The organism is Streptomyces coelicoflavus, assembly GCF_045041415.1.
Classification (GTDB): domain Bacteria; phylum Actinomycetota; class Actinomycetes; order Streptomycetales; family Streptomycetaceae; genus Streptomyces; species Streptomyces coelicoflavus.
Window position 1 is genome coordinate 4,650,726 of the sequence record NZ_CP108218.1, and the last position, 18,702, is coordinate 4,669,427.

The following is an 18,702-nucleotide window of genomic DNA, read 5'->3' on the forward strand; positions in this document are numbered from 1 at the left end:
CGCATCCCGTTGCCCGAGCCGTGGCGCGGATCGGCACGCCGGCCGCCGGTCACGGTTCGAGGACCACCTTGCCGGTCGTTCCCCGGTTCTCCAGGGCGCGGTGCGCGGCGGCGGCGTCGGCGAGCCGGAAGCGTCGCACGGCCGGGACGAGCCGGCCCTCGGCGGCCTCGGCGAGGGCCCGCAGTTCGAGGGTGCGGGCGGGATTGGCGCCGCCGGCCCTCTCCATCATCACCGGGCCCAGCACCCGCCTGGAGACTCCCTCGACGAAGTAGGGGTCCCGGTCGTGCGGGCCCTTGGCCGACCAGCCGAAGACCAGGTGCCGGCCGCCCGGCCCGAGCAGGGCGACGGCCTCGCGCGCGGCGTCCCCGCCGACGCCGTCGAAGACGACGGTGGCGGCCCTGCCCCCCAGGTGGGCGCGGACCTTCGCCGGCCACCCGGGATCCCGGTAGTCGACGGCGAGATCGGCGCCGTTCGCGGCGACCAGCGCGGTCTTCTCCGGACCGCCCGCGAGGCCGACCACGGTGGCGCCGGCGTTCCTCGCGTACTGCACCAGGAGCGTGCCGATGCCGCCCGCGGCGGCCGTGACCACGGCAACGGAACCGAGACCGAGGCCCGCGAACTGAAGGATCCCCATCGTCGTACGCCCCGTGCCGATCATGGCGACGGCCTCGGCGAAGTCCAGGTTCGCGGGGATCTCGTGCAGGCGGGCGACGTCGGTGACCGCGAGTTCGGCGTAACCGCCGGGGGCGAAGCCGAGGTGGGCGACGACGCGCCGGCCCAGCCAGCGCTCCGGAGTGCCCTCCCCGAGGGCGTCGACGACGCCGGCGACCTCGCGGCCGGGGATCGTGGGCAGTTCGGGAAGCGCGGGCGTCGGGCCCTGGATGCCCTCGCGCAGGGAGGTGTCCAGGAGGTGGACGCCCGCCGCGCGGACGGCGACCCGGACCTGGCCCGGGCCCGGCGCCGGGTCCTCGACCTCGTCCAGGACGAGGTTTCCGGCCGGGCCGAAGGCGTGCAGTCGGATGGCGTGCATGGCGGAACCCCCAGGGTGAGGAGCGGAGCTGTTGCGGCCCCCACTCAACGACCTCAAGCACGCTTGAGGTCAAGCACGCTTGAGGTCGAGCTCGCGCCGCCCGAGGGCGAGGGAGACCGCCGTCAGCGCGCTGTTGAAGGAGACCTCGGAGAGCAGCCCCGGCGAGGCGACCTGGTCACCGGCGAGGTAGACGCCGTCGCCCCGGTCCACGGCCGGCCGGTCGCGCCACGTGCTGCCGGGCAGGTCGACGGCGCCGGTACGGCCGTTCGCGACCGCCTCGCGCCGCCAGGTCAGCCGCTCGCGCCAGCCGGGGAAGCCGAGGTCGAGCAGCTGCTCGGCCCGTGCGGTGCCGTCCGCCTTCGACTCGTGCGGTGCGAGGGGGATCTGCCCCTGGACCAGCTGCTCGCCCGCCGGCGCGAGCGTGCGGTCCTGCGCGGTGAACCGCTCGATCCAGCCCGGCGCGTCCAGGTCGGAGACGGCGAAGGCGTCGCCGCGCCGGGTCCGTACCGCCAGGTCGACCAGGGTGGTACGACCGCTCGGCCAGGTCAGCGCGGGGTCGTCCAGCAGCCGGCGGGCCGCGTCGAGGGAGGTGGCGACGATGACGGGGGTGTCGGTGGGCAGTGTGTCCACGCGGGAGAGCGTCTCCACCCGGACCCCGAGGTTCCAGGCCAGGGCGGCCATCCGGTCCACGACCCCGCCCCAGCCGCCGCGCGGGTAGTGCGCCTCGGGCGGCAGCTTGGCGGCCCGCCGCAGCCGCTCCTGCACGAAGGCGGCGGACAGCGACCCCGGATCGTGGTGGAAGAGGGCGACCGCGCAGTAGTGGGCGGCGGCGCGGGCGCCCTCCTCACCGGCGATGCCGGTCGCCCAGGTCAGGAAGTCGGTGTCGACCGGCGCCGGTCCGACCCCGCGCCGCAGCAGTTTCAGCATCGCGAACGGCGGGGTGCGGCGCAGCGCCCCCTTGTGCCGCAGCCGCAGCCGGGCCGCCTCCAGCGGCGGGATCGGCGCGAGCGGACCGATCAGGTCGCGCCGGCGCAGCCAGGCCCAGTGCGGGCCGCCGTTGTAGAGGGCGTGCGGGCCGTCATTGGTCCGGTAGGGTCCGTCGGCCGTCCGGGCCCGCCCGCCGAGCGTGTGGTGGGCCTCGTGGACGGTGACCTTGGCGCCCGCCTCGGCGGCGGTGATGGCCGCGGTCAGTCCGGCGAAGCCGCCGCCGATGACGGTGATGCGATGCATGGCTCGGGTTCTCCCTCGGTTCGGGGGCGCGGTCGGGTCGCCTGGCACGGCGCCTGTCTGCCCGTACGACGGCCGAGGGGGCGCCGGATGTGACATCCGGCCGGAAGAATCGGGATATTCGCAGGTCGGAGGCGGTTGTCAGTGGCGGGGTGCAGCATGGGCCCATGGCGAGGAGAACGGCGCGGACGACGGGTACGACGGGTAGGACGGGAGCGGCGGGAGCGGCGGGCGGGCGCGGCACGACGACCGTGCGGGGGGCGAGACGCCCGGAGCTGCGCCTGCCGCCGCTCACGCCGTACGAGGACGACGACGGCCTCGAGCCGGACGGGGACTACGACGCGCTGGACTTCCGGGAGGCGGACCTCACCGGCCAGGACGGCGCGGGCGCCCGCTTCATGGACTGCGCGCTGACCGGCTGCGCGTTGGACGAGGCGTCGCTGCGCGCCGCCCGGCTGCTCGACACCCGCCTCACCAGCGTCCGGGGCGTCGGCACGAACCTCGCGGAGGCGACCCTGCGCGACGTGGAGCTGCTCGACGCCCGCCTCGGCGGCACCCAGCTGCACGGTGCCGTGCTGGAACGGGTCCTGATCCGCGGCGGCAAGATCGACTATCTCAATCTGCGCCGGGCCCGCCTCAAGGACGTCGTCTTCGAGAGCTGCGTCCTGGTCGAGCCGGACTTCGGGGGCGCCCGCCTGGAGCGGGTCGAGTTCGTGGACTGCGCCCTGAAGCAGGCGGACCTCAGCGCCGCCACCCTCACCGACGTCGACCTGCGCGGCGCCACCCCGCTGGAGCTGTCGCGCGGGGTGGACCGCCTCTCGGGCGCGGTGATCAGCCCCGCCCAGCTCCTCGATCTCGCACCGGTGCTGGCGGCGGAGCTGGGGGTGCGGGTGGTGGGGGACGGGTAGGTACCCGCCCCCCGCCGGTCGGCACGGTCAGCCGGCCGAAGCGTCCCGTGTCACCGCGCGTGCTTCGGTGAGGGCGCGCTGCCTGATGTCGCCGAACAGCGGCATCGTGGTGGCGGCCAGGATGTCGTCCCTGCCGATGGTCCGCCTGTCGCCACTGCGGGTGGACAGGGCTCCGACGAGATCCTTGGGGAACGGAGGCGGGGCCACTTCCTCCGCCGTCCCCAAGGTGACCGATCCGAAGCGTTTGACCCCTCCCTCGCGGACCACCATGGCCGCGTTCCGGGCGAGGCCCGTCAGGAAGAAGCTGGCAATTCCGTCCAGGTCGCGGACCATCACCGGGACGGCCGTCACTCCCCGGCCCCGCAGCAGCTTCCGGACCCCGGCCTCGAACCTGTGGGCGCCGGCCACGGCACTCGGCTTGCGCGACCCGCGGCGTTCACGCAAGGGCACGAGGACACCCTCGGCGTCGTACAGGTCGCCGGTCAGGCCTCGAAACGTCGGGCTGTGGTCGTACCACTCCTCGCCCACCTCGACCTCGACGTTCCGGTCGATCGCCGAGACCAGGTCCGCGGGTATCAGCTTCTTCCGGCCCTCCTCCGCCGCCGCTCTCCTCGCGCCGTCGATGATCTCCCGCAGCACGGTCCGCGTCACCGATGCGGCGGCCCACGCGGCCGTCCGGGAGACGTGCAGCGGGGTCACGTCCCTGAACACCGCTTTGACGAGGGGAGGTTTGAACGGCGGGAGATCCGAAGCCGTCTGAGCCCGCCGCGAGGTCACCGTCGACACTTTCACTCCTTCATGTCCTGTCCCGCAGTGGATGCCGCCCCCGCGACCGTCCAGACCGCCATGCCCCACAGGGAGAGCGCCGAGACGGCGCCCACCACGAGGCGAACGGTCTCGTCCGGGCCGTCGGTGAGCCACACGGCGAGGCCCGACGCCCCGGCCACGGCCAACAGGGCCGCCGGCACCCGCAGCCGGGGCTGCTCGAACACCGCCGCGAGCGGGAGGAAGTGCAGCCCGACGACGATCGCGACCAGCGCGGGAATGAGTACCGGCGACCCGGCGCGAGCGCACACCACGGCGATGACGACGATCAGCAGCCACTGGAGACCGTTGATCTGATTGAACCGGCGACGCCGGTCGGCGGGGAACGGCCCCCCTGCCGACGCGGGCAGAAAACGGCGCGCGGCGAGCATCAGCCCCACCGTGACGGCACAGCCGGCCACCACCTCGACCAGCCGCGCCGTGCCGTCGAACGCACTCGTGGCCAGCAGCCACCAGCCGAGCCCGAACAACGCGAGGAACCCCACCCCTGACTTGAACATGATCGACACCCTAGGCGGAAGGGGGCCCGTGCCGGGTCGTCAGGACGCTCAGGGCATACGCGGGAAGCGGGCCTGGAGGGACCAGATCGCCGGGTTGTCCGCCAGGTCCTCGTGCAGGTCGGTGAGGTCGGCGAGCAGGTCGTGCAAGAAGTCCCGGGCCTCGCGGCGCAGTTCGGTGTGGGAGAAGGACAGCGGGGGTTCGGTCGCCGGGAGCCATTCGGCCTCGATGTCGACCCAGCCGAAGCGGCGCTCGAAGAGCAGACGGTCGGTGGACTCGGTGAAGTCCAGCTCCGCCCGCTGCGGCCGGGCGGCGCGGGATCCCGCCGGGTCCCGGTCGACGTGCTCCACGATGTCGCACAGCGCCCACGCGAAGTCGAGCACCGGCACCCATCCCCAGGCTGTGGACAGCTCCCGGTCCGCCTTGGTGTCGGCGAGGTACACGTCCCCGCAGAACAGGTCGTGCCGCAGGGCGTGGACGTCCGCGCGCCGGTAGTCCGTCTGCGGCGGGTCCGGGAAGCGGGTGGAGAGGGCGTAGCCGATGTCGAGCACGCAGGTGATGGTGTCACGGACAGCGGCGCCGGGACGGACGGGTGCGCGGCCGCGGACGCGGATCCGGCCGGTCGCCCGGCGCCCCTGCGCTCCGTCGCCGGCGCCCGGGCGACCGCGCAGCGGGCCCGCTGCCGCCGCCGTGGGCGGCGGTCCGGCCCGGGCGGTGAAGGGCTCAACTGTGCCTGGAGTACCGGTTTTTCCACCCGCCGCCCCTGTCTCTATCCTCGTCCCCAATCCCGGCGTGCAAGGTGTCGTCGGGGGAGAGGAAGCAAGCATGGACGGGTTGATTCCGGACGATCCCGAACGGATCGGCAGCTACCGGTTGCTCGGCAGGCTCGGTGAGGGCGGCATGGGCCGGGTGTATCTGGCGCGCTCCGACCGGGGCCGGACGGTGGCCGTCAAGACCGTCCGTGAGGAACTGGCCCGCATGCCGGACTTCCGGCGGCGCTTCGCGCAGGAGGTGAAGGCGGCGCAGCGCGTCGGCGGTGAGTGGACCGCGCCGGTGCTGGACGCCGACACCGAGGCGGCCACCCCCTGGGTCGCCACCGGGTACGTCGCCGGGCCCTCGCTCGCCGAGGTCGTCGACCGGCAGTACGGGCCGCTGCCCTCCCCCACCCTGCGCGTGCTGGCGGCGGGACTGGCGAGGGCGCTTCGGGCGATCCACGGCGCCGGCCTCGTCCACCGTGACCTCAAGCCCTCCAACGTCCTGGTGACGATCGACGGCCCCCGCGTCATCGACTTCGGCATCGCCCGCGCCCTGGACGCCTCCACGCAGTCCGGCGAGGGGCTCACCAAGGCCGGTGCCGTCGTGGGGTCGCCAGGCTTCATGTCCCCCGAGCAGGTGCGCGGGGAGAAGGTGTCGTACGCGAGTGACGTCTTCTGCCTCGGCGCCGTGCTCGCCTACGCGGCGACGGGCCGGATGCCCTTCGGCACCGACGAGGGCGGGTTGCACTCGCTGCTCTTCCGCATCGCGACCGAGGAGGCGGACCTGACCGGGGTTCCCGAAGCCTGGCAGGGCGTCGTCTCGGCCTGCCTGGCGAAGGAGCCCGAGAAGCGCCCCACCCCCGAGGAGCTGTTGACGTCGCTCGAGGACATGGCGGGCGGGGCCGGCGCCCCGGGCGGCGCGTGGCTGCCCGGCGAGGTGCTGGCGGAGCTGGGCCGGCACGCCGTGCAGCTCCTGGACAGCGAGGACCCGGAGGACCGGGTGCCGGTCGGGGCGGCCCCCGGTGTGGCTCCCGCCGCGGGTTTCGGACCGCCGCCCGCCGCGTACGGTCCGGCGACGCCTCCGTGGCAGGGCCGCTCGCCGCTCGACGCGGGACCCGGGGCCGCCCGGCCGTCGCCGTACTCCACCCCGGCCCCCGCGGCGGCGCCCGCCACCCCGTCGCCGTACGCCCCGCCGCCCGCCCGCCCGGCGCAGGGACTGGCCACGGCGCTGAACGTCCTGCTCATCGTGTTCGTCGTGCCGGTGCTGTTCGGTTTCACCGTCCTCATGACCGTCTACGGCGAGCTCGGCGGCCGGCCCGGTTCCTCGTCCCCCAGGGGCATCGACGACTTCAGGGCGTTGCAGGTGACGGGTCTCGTGGCCGAGAGCCTGGGCCTGCTGGTGCTGCTCGCGGCGGCGACCGTGTGGGTGTGCTGGTTCCGCCGGATGCGGCGGAACGCCGAGTCGTTCGCGCCGGGCCGCATCCGCTACAGGCCGGGCCTGGCGGTGGGTTCCTGGTTCGTCCCCGTCGTCAACTTCTTCCTGCCCAAGCAGATCGCCAACGACATCTGGACGGCGACGACCGGACGTCCGGCGGGTGCCGGGCGGTGGCTGATGCACGCCTGGTGGTGGCTCTGGGTGGCACACCTCGCGACGGAGCTGAGCGCCTACAGGAGCTGGGACGAGGAGGAGACCGCCGCGGACGCCAGGGAGACCGTCCTCAACGCCCTGGGCGGCGACGTCGTCGCCGTCGTGAGCGCCGTGTTCGCCGTGCTCTTCGTCTCCCGGCTCACCCGGCTCCAGAGGGAGCGCGCCGGCGGGGCCCGCTGAGAGTCAGTTCGCCGTCGTGGCCCGGCGGACCGCGTCGCGCAGCAGGGCGCGGCGGCGTTCGTGCACGTCCTCGGGCTCCTCGGCGGTCGCCGCGTAGACGTTGCTGACCGGCGACCAGGCCATGGACATGGCGATGACGAGGGCCAGCACGTCGAACGGGTCGCCCGGCCGCACCCGGCCCGCCGCCTGGGCCTCGGCGATGGCGCGGAGCTTGGCGTCGTCGCGGCGGTCGGCGTCGTCGACCAGGTGCCCCGCCGGGCGCCGCTCCAGCCGCGCCCAGGTGGCCAGCCGGATGAGGTCGGGGCGGCGCAGGTACTCGTCGTAGAGGCGTACGGCCCAGTCCGCGAGGTCGTCGGCGTCGATCGGCACGACGTTCACGATGCGGTCCAGCGAGCCGAAGAAGATCGCGTCGAACAGCCCGTCCTTGCTGCCGAAGTACCCGTAGAGCTGCGCCTTGTTGGTGCGGGCGGCCGCCACGATCCGCTCGACGCGCGCCCCGGCGATCCCGTGCTCGGCGAACTCCCGGGTCGCGACGTCCAGGATGCGCCGGTGGGTGGCGGCGCCGCGGGAGGTCAGGGGCTGGTCGGGAGTGCGGCCAGAGGTGCGGTCGGGCATGTCCGCAGGATATCGCACGCCTAAACAGAACAGTTGGTTTGCCTGATGCCGTGAGCGCGCCTACGCTGCAATAGACCGAACAGTCTGTCTGAGGAGCTGGTGAGTGCCATGAGGACCACTGTGGGCTGGGAGGCGCGGACCCCGGACGACGGCGACGCGACCGCGCGGGTGCTGCGACGCACCCCCCTGCACCGGCGCGACCTGCGCCCCGACGACCTCGCCGTCCGGGTCGACTACTGCGGCGTCTGCCACACCGACCTGCACGCCGTCCGGACCCGCGCCGCCGACGGAGGAGCGGCGCCCCTGGTCCCGGGGCACGAGTTCACGGGCGTGGTGACCGGGACCGGCGCCGGGGTCACCCGCTTCCGGGCCGGAGACCCGGTCGCCGTCGGCAACATCGTCGACTCCTGCGGCGCCTGCGCCATGTGCGAGAGGGGCCAGGAGAACTTCTGCCACACCTTTCCCACCCTGACCTACGGCGGCACCGACCGCGTCGACGGATCGACCACCCTCGGCGGCTACAGCCGCGAGTACGTGCTCGGCGAACGGTTCGCTTACGCCCTCCCCGCCGGCCTGGACCCGGCGGCCGCGGCACCGCTCCTGTGCGCCGGGATCACCGTCTGGGAGCCCCTGCGCGCACTCGGCGCCGGACCCGGCACCCGCGTCGCCGTGGCCGGTCTCGGCGGCCTCGGGCACCTCGCCGTGAAGTTCGCCGTCGCGCTCGGCGCCGACACCACGGTGATCACCCGGTCGCCGGACAAGGCCGACGACGCCCGCCGTCTGGGCGCCCGCGGACTCGTCGTCTCGACGGACCCGGAGCAGATGGCCGCCGCCCGCGACCGGTTCGACATCCTCATCGACACCGTCTCCGCCCCGCACGACCTCGGCGCCTACCTCCGGCTCGTCGCCCTGGACGGCACGCTCAGCCACCTCGGGCACCTCGGGCCCGTCACCCTGGACACCCTCGACCTGCTCATCGGCCGCAAGAAGCTCAGCTCGGCGGGCAGCGGCGGCCGGAAGGGCACCGCCGAGATGCTGGCCTTCTGCGCCGCGCACGGCATCACCGCCGACATCGAACTCCTCCCCTCCGCCCGCGTGAACGAGGCCCTCGACCGCCTGTCCCGCGGCGACGTCCGCCACCGCTTCGTCCTCGACCTGTCCGACCTGGACTGACCGGCACCCGGCCCTGCTGCTCCACGCCGCCGAGGGGCGAGCCTCAGGGGCTGTCCGGCCTGCCGTCCCCGCGCAGCCAGTCCGTCCAGATCTCCGTGAAGTCCTCGTCCGGCGCCGACTTCTCCACGTAGGCCGTGAAGTCCCCGGTGTCCGCGTTGCCGTGGCGGTGGGCGGCCGCCCAGCCGCTCAGCAGCTTCCGGAAGGCGTCGTCGCCGACCGTCTCGCGGATCTTGTGGAGGACCATCGCCCCCCGCTGGTAGACGGGGCTGTCCGAGATGTGCGCCGCGTCCGGCGGGTCCGCGGGCGGGAACGCCCAGACCGAGGCGTTGGCGTCCTCGTCGTCGTAGTACGTCCCGTCGTACAGGGCGTCGAAGGTCTCCTGGGCGGAGTCGCCGCCGTGGTCCTCCTCCCACAGCCACTCCGCGTAGGTGGCGAAGCCCTCGTTGAGCCACATGTCCCGCCAGGTCTTCGGGCTGACGGAGTTCCCGTACCACTGGTGGGCGAGTTCGTGGACGAGCAGGACGGTGTCGGGGGCGCCGGGGAAGTAGGGCCGGTTCTGGGTCTCCAGGGCGTACCCGGCGTCCTCGTCCCGGTCGACGATCGCGCCGGTGGAGGAGAAGGGGTAGGGCCCGAAGTTCTCCTGTCCCCAGTCCACGATCTCGGGGATCCGCTTCAGGACCTTCCGGCTCGCGTCGGCCTGCGTCGGGTCGACCGCCGTGTAGACGGCCAGGCCGTCGTCCGTGGTGGACCGGGCGGTCTCCCACTCGCCCACGGCGACCGTGACGACATGGCTCGCCATCGGCTCGGCGGTGTGCCAGGTGAACGTCGTACGGCCGTCCCGGGTCCGCTCGTCGCGCAACTCGCCGTTGGAGACCACACCAAGACCCTCCGGCACGGTCATCGCGAGGTCGTACGTGGCCTTGTCGGAGGGGTGGTGGCTGCCGGGGAACCAGGCCATCGAGCCCGTCGGCTCACCCAGCCCGACCGCGCCGTCGGCCGTGGGCAGCCAGCCCTCCTCCGAGTCGTCGGGGTCGGTGACGGTCTGCGGCTCGCCGGAGTACCGGACGGTCACGCGGAACGTCTCGCCGTCGTTCAGCTCGTGGGCCGGACGCACGGTCAGTTCCTGCCCGGCCCGGTTGAAGCGGGCGTCCTGGCCCTCGACCTCGACCGTCTCCACGTCCAGGCCCTTGAGGTCCAGGTTGAAGGCGGACAGGTCCTCGGTCGCGCGGGCGGTGATCACCGCGGTGCCGGTGAGGTGCCCGGCATCGGCGTCCGTATCGGGGTCGTAGTCCAGGGTCAGGTCGTAGTGGCCGATGTCGTAGCCGCCGTTGCCCGCCTTGGGGAAGTACGGGTCGCGCACCCCCGAGCCGCCGGGGGTGCCCTCGACCGCGCCGCCGCCACTGCAGGCCGCGAGGGCGAGGGCGGTGACGGCGGTGAGGAGCAGACGGGGGGTGCGCACCTCGTGATCCTATGGGGTGTTTCACGTGAAACGCCCGCTGGGAGCGGCTGTTGGGACCGGCTGTTGGGACCGGGCGCGGGCCGGGTGGCGCTGGTCCGGCGCCGACCGGTCGAGCCTAGTTCAGTGCCGCCGCGCCGGCCTGGGCGAACTTCTCGTCCAGGGCGCCGGACGGTGCGCCCGCGACGCCGATGCCGGCGATCGGCGCCTTGCCGGCGGTGACCGGGACGCCGCCGCCCAGGAACAGCGTGCCCGGGATGTCCTTGAGGTTCGGGGCGTTCTCCAGGCGGCCCTCCAGCTCGCTGGTCGGCGCGTTCCAGGAGACGGCCGTGTAGGCCTTCTTCTCGGCCGACTCGTAGGACTGCGGGCCGGCGCCGTCGCCGCGCATGGTGAGGATCGTGTTGCCGTTGCGGTCGACGACCGCGACCGTGATCCGCCGGCCCTCCTTCTCGGCGGCCTTCAGCGCGGCCCGCGCGGCCTCGCCGGCGGCGTCGATCGTCAGGTGCGTCGAGGTGGTGGTGTCGCGCTTGCCGGCCGCCGCGGCGGGGGCGGCGGACACCGCGGCGTCCCGGGCGCTCTCGGGGGCGGAGGCGTTCGCGGCCACCGTGCCGAAGGTGCCGGCGGCGACGGCGGCGAGCACGGCACCGCCGGTGGCGACGCGGGCACGACGGGAGAGGGTCTTCTTCATGGTGGGCTGCTCCTCCGGGTGGGAGTGGTCGGGTTCGTGTTCTCCACTCTCCGGCCGGCACCGGGGGCGCGGGGTCGCCGTTCCGGCTGCTCGTGGGCGGCGGAACGGACGACGGCGGGGTCGTCCGATCGGTTGACCCGCGAGGCGTCCGAACAGGGCACCATGGGAGTGTTCACGCAGCTCAGCGGTCTTCTGCGGCACGTTGTGGAACAGCGACGGCAGGAGAGACGGGCACAAGGAGGCGGGTGCCGGATGCAGAAACCGTACGACCACCCGGACGCCCGGTGGCTCGGTGCCGTCATGCACGCGGCGTTCTTCCTGCTGCTCGGCGGCGCCCTCGCCCGCTTCCTGCTGCGCCACCCCGGCGAGCCCCGCACCCCGTGGATCTTCGCCCTGTCCCTCACCCTCGCGGTGCTCCACCTGCTCGGGCCCGTCCTGAGCGGCCCCGAGCCGCCGGGCCCCGGGGCGCCACAGGCCCGGCGGCGCCTGGTCCGGCTGGGCCTGGTGGTCGTGGTGTGGATGGTGCTGGTCGTCCTCGCACCCAGCTTCGCCTGGTGTGCGGTGCCCCTCTTCTACACCGGCCTGCGCACCCTGCCGGCCCGGGCGGCGCTCGTCCTGGTCACCGTCCTGACGGTGTTCGTCGTCGCCGCGCAGCTGCGGCTCGCGGGAGGCTTCGACCCGAACCTGCTGCTCGCCCCGCCCGCCGTCGCCGCCATCGCCGCCGCCGTGTTCCTGCACACCGAACGGCAGGCGGCCCGGCAGCGGGCCCTGATCGACGACCTGATCCGCACCCGCCGCGAACTCGCCGCCTCCGAGCGCCGCGCGGGCACCCTCGCCGAACGCGAGCGGCTGTCCATGGAGATTCACGACAGCCTCGCCCAGGGCCTGTCCAGCCAGCGGATGCTGCTCCAGGCCGCCGAGCGGGTCTGGGAGTCGGACCAGGACAAGGCCCGCACCCACGTCCGCGGCGCCGCCTCCGTCGCCGAGCACAACCTGGCCGAGGCCCGCCGCTTCGTCCACGACCTGGCCCCGGCCGACCTGGCGCGCGGCGGCGGTCTGGCGGCGGCGCTGCGGACACTGGCCGCACGGGAGTCCGGCGACCACCTCACCGTGCGCGTCCACGTCGACGACGGTGCCCGCGCCCCGGCGCTGCCCGACCGCGTCCAGTCGGCGCTGCTGCGCGTCGCCCAGGGCGCCCTGGCCAACGTCCGGGAGCACGCGGGCGCGTCCAGCGCCGTGCTCAGCCTCACCCTCCTCGACGACGAGGTCGTCCTGGACGTCACCGACGACGGGCACGGCTTCGACCCGGCGGAGCCGTCCGGCGCCGGTACCGGGGTGCGTGGACACGGACTGCCCGCCATGCGCGCCCGGTTGCGCGGCCTCGGCGGCACCCTGACCGTCGAGTCCGCGCCCGGCGAGGGCACCGCCCTGTCCGCCGCCGTGCCCCTGGACCCGCCCCGAACCGACCCGGCCGGCCCGATGGAGGCACCGCGATGACCCACCCGGCAGACGGCGGACCCGACCCCGTCCGCATCCTGGTCTGCGACGACCACGTCGTCGTACGCGCCGGGCTGCTCGCCCTGCTCGACAGCGCCCCCGGCATCGAGGTGGCCGGCGAGGCGGGCACCGGCGAGGAGGCGCTCGCGCTCGCCGCACGGCTGGCGCCGGACGTCGTACTGATGGACCTTCAGCTCGGCGCCGGCATCGACGGCGTGGAGACCACCCGCCGCCTCACCACGGGCACCGGCCGGACACCGCACGTCCTCGTGCTGACCACCTACGACACCGACGCCGACATCACCCGCGCCATCGAGGCGGGCGCGACCGGCTACCTGCTGAAGGCCGAACGCCCCGAGGAGCTGTTCGCGGCCATCCACGCCGCCGCCCGGGGCCGCGCGGCACTGTCCGGGCCGGTCGCCGGCCGGGTCATGGCCGGCCTGCGCAGACCGCGGCCCGCCCTCACCGACCGCGAACGCGACATCCTGGCCCAGCTCGCCACCGGCCTCGGCAACCGGGAGATCGCTCGCGCCCTGTTCATCAGCGAGGCCACGGTGAAGACCCACCTGCGCCGCATCTACGACAAGCTCGGCGTCGACACCCGCACCGGAGCGGTCGCGGTGGCCAAGGAGCAGCGCCTGCTGCCGTGACGGGACGCACGCAGGCCCCCCGGCCGGACGTCCGGGGGGCCTGCGTACGGAACGAACGAGCGGGTGAACGTCAGACGTTCACGCCGAAGTCCTGGGCGATGCCCACCAGGCCCGAGGCGTAGCCCTGGCCGACGGCGCGGAACTTCCACTCGGCGCCGTTGCGGTACAGCTCGCCGAAGACCATGGCGGTCTCGGTGGCCGCGTCCTCGGACAGGTCGTAGCGGGCGATCTCGGCGCCGCCGGCCTGGTTGAGGATGCGGATGTAGGCGTTGCGGACCTGGCCGAAGTTCTGCGAGCGGTTCTCCGCGTCGTAGATCGAGACCGGGAAGACGATCTTCTCGATGTCGGCCGGCAGCCCCGCCAGGTTGACGTTGATCGCCTCGTCGTCGCCGGCGCCCTCGCCGGTGCGGTTGTCGCCGGTGTGGACGATCGTGTTGTCCGGCGTCTGCTTGTTGTTGAAGAACACGAAGTGGGCGTCGGAGTAGACCTTGCCCTGCGTGTTGACCGCGATCGCGGAGGCGTCGAGGTCGAAGTCGGTGCCGGTGGTGGTGCGGACGTCCCAGCCGAGCCCCACGGTGACTTCGGTCAGGCCCGGAGCCTCCTTGGTGAGCGAGACGTTGCCACCCTTGGACAGGCTTACAGCCATTGTTGGGAGTCCCTTCCCTCGTTTACGTACGGCAAGAAAGCTACAGCTACCACCATGAACGACGAGAGGGGTCCACAAGGTTCCGCCTCTCTTTACTTTCTTTACCGAGGTCGGAAGGCCGGGGGAGGAAGGCCGGGGGCGGGGGAACGCGCCCGGGATATTCGGGTGACGTGCGCCGCCCGGGGGCGGGAACATGGAGGGCATGTCCGGTCCCCATGTCATCCGCGGCTCCGTCTCCCTGCCCGAGGCCGAGCTCGTCTGGCGTTTCTCGCGCTCCTCGGGACCCGGCGGACAGCACGTCAACACCACGGACACGGCGGTGGAACTGCGCTTCGACCTGGCGCGGACCGAGGCCCTGCCCGAGGTGTGGAAGCAGCGGGCGCTCGAGCGGCTCGCCGGGCGGCTGTCCGGCGGGGTCGTCACCGTCCGCGCCTCCGAGCACCGCTCCCAGTGGCGCAACCGCGAGACCGCCGCCGTGCGCCTCGCCGCGCTCCTCGCCGAGGCCACCGCACCCCCGCCCCGCCCCCGCAGGCCGACCCGCATCCCGCGCGGGATCAACGAACGCCGGCTGCGGGAGAAGAAGGAGCGCTCCCAGACCAAGCGGGGACGCTCCCCGAAGAACTGGGACTGAAGCCCGGTCAGCGGCCCGGCCGGTCCAGCGCCAGCACGCCGACCGTCTCCTCCTCGGCCTTCTCCCCGTTGGGCCGGAAGCCGAGGCCCAGGTAGAAGTTCTCGGGACCGTGCTCGCCGGGGTGCCAGGTGACGAAGCACTCCGTGCCGCCGCGGCGCCGGACCTCGGTGGCCACCGACTCCACGGCGAAGCGGCCGTGTCCCCGGCCCTGTTCCCCGGCGGCGATGTTCAGACGCCACAGGCCGGAGCGCAGTGCGCTGCCGTCGTCGTACCAGTCGACGCCGAAGAACCCCATGAGGAAGCCGACCGGACGGTCGCCGTCGAGGATCAGGCGCGGCCAGGCCTTCTCACCGTGGACGTACGCCTCGGCGAGGGACTTCACCACCGGGTCGACGGCGAACTCCTGCTCGGGCCGCACCCGTATCGCGAGGGCGGCCTCGATGGTCGCCGGGGTGATCTCCTCCAGGCGGAGGTTGGCGCTGGTCGTCATGCGCGCACCCTAGGTGGGGCGCGGGACACGGGCGAGCGAATTCCCCGCTCAGCCGAGCTGCCGGTAGCGCCCCCGGAAGTACGTCAGCGGCCCCCCGTCGGCGCTCGGCAGCGAGGCGGTGAGGACCCGCCCGATCACGAGGGTGTGGTCGCCGGCCGGCACCCGCTGTTCGGTGCGGCACTCCAGGGTCGCCAGGGCGCCGCCCGCCAGCGGCGCCCCGCTCGCCTCGCCCCGTACGTACGGGATGTCCGCGAACAGGAGGCGGTCGCTGACGCGGCCCTTCATCGCGAAGCGGCCCGCGATGTGCCGCTGGCTCTCGGAGAGGACGGAGACCGCCCACAGGGGCTGCTCGTCCAGCAGGTCGTCCATGCGGGAGCCCTCGCGCAGGCTGACCAGGACCAGCGGCGGGTCCAGGGACACCGACATGAACGCGGTGGCCGTCATGCCGACGTCCTCGCCGCGCGGAGCCAGCGGGTCGTCGGGATCCAGCGGCGGCTCCTGCGCGGTCACCAGGACCACGCCCGAGGCCAGCCGGGACATGGCGGCACGGAACTCCTCGTTGCTCACCCCCTCAGAATGCCCGGAGGCGGGCGACGGGAACGAGGGCGCGGGGGTGGTGAGGGATCGAGTGTTCGGCACCCCGTCACGCTAATGTCCGGTGCGTCGGCCCCGCATCGGGCCCCGGTCGGAACCGGGACCTAGGACCATGGGAGGAGTCGTGCGCATACCCACAAAATTTGCGTTCGGTAAAGGCACAGGGAACCCGCAGAAACCGCTGAATCCCCACTCAATTGTTCAGGTTTTGCTGTGACTTGAGTCACAAGGGGCGGTAATTGTTGACCCTGTGTACCGAGTGGGGAGCGCGCTGTGATTCAGTGGCGGGGAACCTGCAAGAGCACGATCCGGGGCACCCTCAGTAAAGGCGCCGAAGAGAACCCTTGATTCACTGCGAGGTCTCGGGGGGAGGGCGAGCATGGAAACCGACTCGGAACCCTATGTCCGCCTTGCGTCCCTGCGGCAGCTGCACCAGGCCATGGCCGACATGAACAAGGCCCGCAGCCTTGCCGACACCCTCCAGGCCGTGGCCGACGGCGTCGTCCAGGCCCTCGGCTACGAACTGGCGTGCGTCAACCTGGTCGGCCCCGACGGCGACCTCGTCGTCGCCGCCTTCGCCGGCAACCAGGCCGCCGAGGCGCTCATCACCGGCCGCTCGGGCTCCCGCGAGTCCTGGGACCGGCGCCTGAACATGGGCGAGCAGTGGGGCGACCTGATCTTCATACCCCACACCGAGGGCTGGGTCCTCGACGACGACGACGTCCCGCAGTGGTACACCGACGGGCCCGCGCCCCGCTTCGAGGACGAGTGGCACCCCTCGGACCGGCTCTTCGCCCCGATGTACGCGCCCGGCCCGCAGGGCGGCGGCAACAGCGGCGAGCTGATCGGCGTCCTGTCCGTGGACCGGCCGCGCAACGGCCGCCGTCCCGGCGCCTGGGGCCGCGAGGCTTTGCAGATGTACGCGTTCCAGGCCGCCATCGCGATCAGCAACGCCCGGCTCCGCTCCAACATGCAGCGCGCCCTGGTCCGCCTCGAGCGCGACCAGCAGGCGCTCAGGGCCAGCGAGGAGAGCTTCCGGCAGGCCTTCGAGTACGCCCCCTCCGGCATGGCCATCGCCGAGATGGGCGGCGACCAGCACGGCCGCATCCTGCGCACCAACGACGCCCTGTGCCGCCTGCTCGGCCGCCGCGCCTCCTCGATGCGCCGCTACGCCTTCTCCGACCTCGTGCACCCCGAGGACATCGGCACCCTGTTGCGCACCTCCGCCGAGGGCGGCCGGGCCGAGCTGCGCCTGGGCCGCCGCGACGGCACCTACGTCTGGGTCTCGCTGCGCAACAGCGTCGTCGCCGACGCCGCCGACGGGCCGCGCTTCCTGCTGACCCACGTCGAGGACATAGAGGAACGCAAGCGCCGCGAGCTCCAGCTCGCCCACCGTGCCTCCCACGACTCCCTCACCGGCCTGCCCAACAGCGCCGAGCTGCGCTCCCGGCTCGCCGCCCGGCTGTGCCAGCGCCCGCAGTCCGCGCACGCGGCCGTGGCCGACGCCATGGACGCCGCCTACGGGCACCCCGCCGTGTTCGACTCCGGCGGCCACACCTTCGACTTCTCCGCCGCCGCCGAGCCGTACGGCGCCTTCGACCACCACGTGCACGCCGTGGCCCCCGAGGAGGGGCGCGACGACGGCACCAAGGGGCTCGCGGTCCTCTTCTGCGACCTGGACGGCTTCAAGTCGATCAACGACCGGTTCGGGCACAACGCGGGCGACGCCGTGCTCATCGAGGTGGCCCGGCGGCTCAGCGGCGGGGTCCGCGACGGCGACACCGTGGCCCGGCTCGGCGGCGACGAGTTCGTGATCCTCGCCAACGGCCTCGGCAAGGCCGACGCCCAGGACCTCGCCGTACGGCTGCGGGGCGAGATCATCCAGCCGATCCGGGCCGAGGGCCGGGCCGTCCGCGTGGGCGCCAGTTTCGGCATCGGCTGGGCCCACTGCGGCATGACGGCGGACGAGGTGTTGAAGTCGGCTGACGAACGGATGTACGTCGAGAAACGATCTCGTCCCAAACAGCACCGCCGGGCCGGATGATCACCAGGTCAGCGCGTTGATGCGGTCTGAGTCACCCGTTTGGGTCAGTGGGAGCGGGTAGGCTCGCTTCCTCACCCACCCGTACCGCACCACGCACCGCATCTGGTTAGGAGACCTAGGGATGACGCCCGGCAACAACGGCGCGAGCACGCCCGAGGACGACGACCCCTTCGGCTACCTCTACGCCGACGGGCAGGCCAACGGGGCCCAGCCGCCGTCCGGTGGCTACGGCTACCCGAACTCCGTCAACCGGGTGCGTCCCGTCGGCACGCGGCAGTACGGCGCACCCCAGGGCCAGGGCGCGCCGACCGCCGCCCACGGCCAGGCCGCCCCGCCCCAGCAGGGTGCCTACGGCCAGCCGCAGGGGGCGTACGGACAGCCGAACGCGCACTACGCGGCGCCGGAGACCTTCCCCGGCGGGGGCGGTCCCGGGGGCCCGCAGCAGCCGTCGGGACACGGCGGGGGCGGCGGGCGCCGCGGCCCGAACACCAAGGGTCTGCTGATCGGCGCGGTGGCGGTCGTCGCCGCCGTGGTCATCGGCATCGCCGTGGCCATGACGAGCAGCGGCTCCGACGACGACAAGGGCGGCAACGAGGCGGGCGGTGACACCACCCCCACCCAGTCCCAGAGCAGCGAGCCCAGCCCGTCGGCGAGCGACGACGGCGAGGAGCAGGACGTCGAGCTGCCCTCCGTCGACGCGAAGGCGATGCGGCTGGGCGGCTCGGCCTCCCTCGCGTCGGACGTGGAGGGCGCCGAGTCGGACGGCGGCGTCTACGTGGCCAACCTCAACCAGCCGGGCTCCTCGGTCACCTGGACGGTGGACGGCATCCCCAAGGACGGCCTCTACACCCTCTTCACCACGTACAGCGCGGCCGGCGAGGACCAGTCGATGACCCTCACGGTCAACGGCAAGGAGTTCGGCAGCAAGCTGAACCTGGGCAACTTCGCCCACGCCGAGGACGGCGACTTCGCCAAGGGCTGGACCAAGACCTACGCCTGGCCCACCCTCAACAAGGGCACCAACACCATCACGCTCTCCTGCGCCGACGGCGACAAGTGCAATGTCCTGCTGGACCAGTTCTCCCTGAAGAAGGGCCAGGTCAAGGACTAGGTCCGCCCCTGCGGCGGACCCTGCTGCGCACCCGGC

Annotated in this window: 19 protein-coding genes; 8 read left to right on the plus strand and 11 right to left on the minus strand. The window is 73.3% G+C overall.

Going from position 1 to position 18,702, the window contains the following annotated elements; translation table 11 throughout:
- Positions 1–49: 49 nt before the first annotated feature.
- The gene (locus OHA99_RS20725; RefSeq protein WP_405697154.1) at positions 50–1,030 is read right to left on the minus strand and encodes a zinc-binding dehydrogenase; all 981 of its coding nucleotides are present in this window, start codon (positions 1,028–1,030) and stop codon (positions 50–52) included.
- A gap of 69 nt (positions 1,031–1,099) precedes the next feature.
- Positions 1,100–2,260 (minus strand): NAD(P)-binding protein, encoded by a 1,161-nt coding sequence (locus OHA99_RS20730; RefSeq protein WP_153179241.1) that lies wholly within the window; start codon positions 2,258–2,260, stop codon positions 1,100–1,102.
- 164 nt (positions 2,261–2,424) lie between these two features.
- On the opposite strand from OHA99_RS20730, the gene OHA99_RS20735 reads away from it, so the two are divergent.
- A complete protein-coding gene (locus tag OHA99_RS20735) occupies positions 2,425–3,165 on the plus strand; it encodes a pentapeptide repeat-containing protein (protein WP_405697157.1) in 741 nt (246 codons plus the stop codon).
- Between the two features lie 27 nt (positions 3,166–3,192).
- Here OHA99_RS20735 and OHA99_RS20740 read toward each other — a convergent pair whose 3' ends face one another.
- The 3 genes from OHA99_RS20740 to OHA99_RS20750 are packed head-to-tail and all read right to left on the minus strand — an operon-like array spanning position 3,193 to position 5,039.
- Positions 3,193–3,951, minus strand: a complete 759-nt coding sequence (locus tag OHA99_RS20740; protein WP_405697159.1) for a hypothetical protein — start codon at positions 3,949–3,951, stop codon at positions 3,193–3,195.
- Positions 3,952–3,953: 2 nt separating this feature from the next.
- Positions 3,954–4,490, minus strand: a complete 537-nt coding sequence (locus OHA99_RS20745) for a hypothetical protein (RefSeq protein ID WP_164384253.1) — start codon at positions 4,488–4,490, stop codon at positions 3,954–3,956.
- Between the two features lie 48 nt (positions 4,491–4,538).
- Positions 4,539–5,039, minus strand: a complete 501-nt coding sequence (locus tag OHA99_RS20750; RefSeq protein WP_153179245.1) for a hypothetical protein — start codon at positions 5,037–5,039, stop codon at positions 4,539–4,541.
- A 274-nt stretch (positions 5,040–5,313) separates the two neighbouring features.
- On the opposite strand from OHA99_RS20750, the gene OHA99_RS20755 reads away from it, so the two are divergent.
- On the plus strand, positions 5,314–7,071 hold the full coding sequence (locus OHA99_RS20755; protein WP_405697161.1) for a protein kinase domain-containing protein: 1,758 nt from the start codon (positions 5,314–5,316) through the stop codon (positions 7,069–7,071).
- A 3-nt stretch (positions 7,072–7,074) separates the two neighbouring features.
- Here the strand turns inward: OHA99_RS20755 and OHA99_RS20760 are convergent, their stop codons facing one another.
- On the minus strand, positions 7,075–7,686 hold the full coding sequence (locus tag OHA99_RS20760; RefSeq protein ID WP_153179247.1) for a TetR family transcriptional regulator: 612 nt from the start codon (positions 7,684–7,686) through the stop codon (positions 7,075–7,077).
- Positions 7,687–7,794: 108 nt separating this feature from the next.
- Between OHA99_RS20760 and OHA99_RS20765 the strand changes: the two genes are divergently transcribed.
- Positions 7,795–8,859 (plus strand): NAD(P)-dependent alcohol dehydrogenase, encoded by a 1,065-nt coding sequence (locus OHA99_RS20765; RefSeq protein WP_164384257.1) that lies wholly within the window; start codon positions 7,795–7,797, stop codon positions 8,857–8,859.
- Positions 8,860–8,902: 43 nt separating this feature from the next.
- Here OHA99_RS20765 and OHA99_RS20770 read toward each other — a convergent pair whose 3' ends face one another.
- Positions 8,903–10,318, minus strand: coding sequence for a M1 family metallopeptidase (locus OHA99_RS20770; protein ID WP_405697165.1), 1,416 nt, complete (start codon positions 10,316–10,318; stop codon positions 8,903–8,905).
- Between the two features lie 115 nt (positions 10,319–10,433).
- Positions 10,434–11,003 (minus strand): heme-binding protein, encoded by a 570-nt coding sequence (locus tag OHA99_RS20775; protein ID WP_153179250.1) that lies wholly within the window; start codon positions 11,001–11,003, stop codon positions 10,434–10,436.
- 252 nt (positions 11,004–11,255) lie between these two features.
- On the opposite strand from OHA99_RS20775, the gene OHA99_RS20780 reads away from it, so the two are divergent.
- Positions 11,256–12,500 carry a sensor histidine kinase gene (locus tag OHA99_RS20780; RefSeq protein WP_405697168.1) on the plus strand — a complete coding sequence of 415 codons (1,245 nt, stop codon included), beginning with the start codon at positions 11,256–11,258 and terminating at the stop codon, positions 12,498–12,500.
- Positions 12,497–13,150, plus strand: a complete 654-nt coding sequence (locus tag OHA99_RS20785) for a response regulator transcription factor (protein ID WP_153179252.1) — start codon at positions 12,497–12,499, stop codon at positions 13,148–13,150. Before OHA99_RS20780 ends, OHA99_RS20785 begins: the two co-directional genes overlap by 4 nt.
- A gap of 70 nt (positions 13,151–13,220) precedes the next feature.
- On the opposite strand, the gene OHA99_RS20790 is transcribed toward OHA99_RS20785, so the two are convergent.
- A complete protein-coding gene (locus tag OHA99_RS20790; RefSeq protein ID WP_007450822.1) occupies positions 13,221–13,796 on the minus strand; it encodes a TerD family protein in 576 nt (191 codons plus the stop codon).
- 193 nt (positions 13,797–13,989) lie between these two features.
- Between OHA99_RS20790 and arfB the strand changes: the two genes are divergently transcribed.
- Complete coding sequence (arfB, locus tag OHA99_RS20795; protein ID WP_007450813.1) at positions 13,990–14,427, plus strand: alternative ribosome rescue aminoacyl-tRNA hydrolase ArfB; 438 nt, start codon at positions 13,990–13,992, stop codon at positions 14,425–14,427.
- Between the two features lie 7 nt (positions 14,428–14,434).
- Here arfB and OHA99_RS20800 read toward each other — a convergent pair whose 3' ends face one another.
- Both OHA99_RS20800 and OHA99_RS20805 read right to left on the minus strand, forming a co-directional pair.
- Positions 14,435–14,917, minus strand: coding sequence for a GNAT family N-acetyltransferase (locus tag OHA99_RS20800; protein ID WP_405697172.1), 483 nt, complete (start codon positions 14,915–14,917; stop codon positions 14,435–14,437).
- A gap of 48 nt (positions 14,918–14,965) precedes the next feature.
- Positions 14,966–15,556 carry a flavin reductase family protein gene (locus OHA99_RS20805; protein ID WP_153179254.1) on the minus strand — a complete coding sequence of 197 codons (591 nt, stop codon included), beginning with the start codon at positions 15,554–15,556 and terminating at the stop codon, positions 14,966–14,968.
- Between the two features lie 334 nt (positions 15,557–15,890).
- On the opposite strand from OHA99_RS20805, the gene cdgB reads away from it, so the two are divergent.
- Together cdgB and OHA99_RS20815 are read left to right on the plus strand one after the other, a co-directional pair.
- Positions 15,891–17,555: a diguanylate cyclase CdgB gene (gene cdgB, locus OHA99_RS20810; protein ID WP_153179255.1), complete on the plus strand. Its 1,665-nt coding sequence runs from the start codon at positions 15,891–15,893 to the stop codon at positions 17,553–17,555.
- Between the two features lie 121 nt (positions 17,556–17,676).
- Positions 17,677–18,666 (plus strand): carbohydrate-binding protein, encoded by a 990-nt coding sequence (locus OHA99_RS20815; RefSeq protein WP_153179256.1) that lies wholly within the window; start codon positions 17,677–17,679, stop codon positions 18,664–18,666.
- The last annotated feature ends 36 nt before the right edge of the window (positions 18,667–18,702 follow it).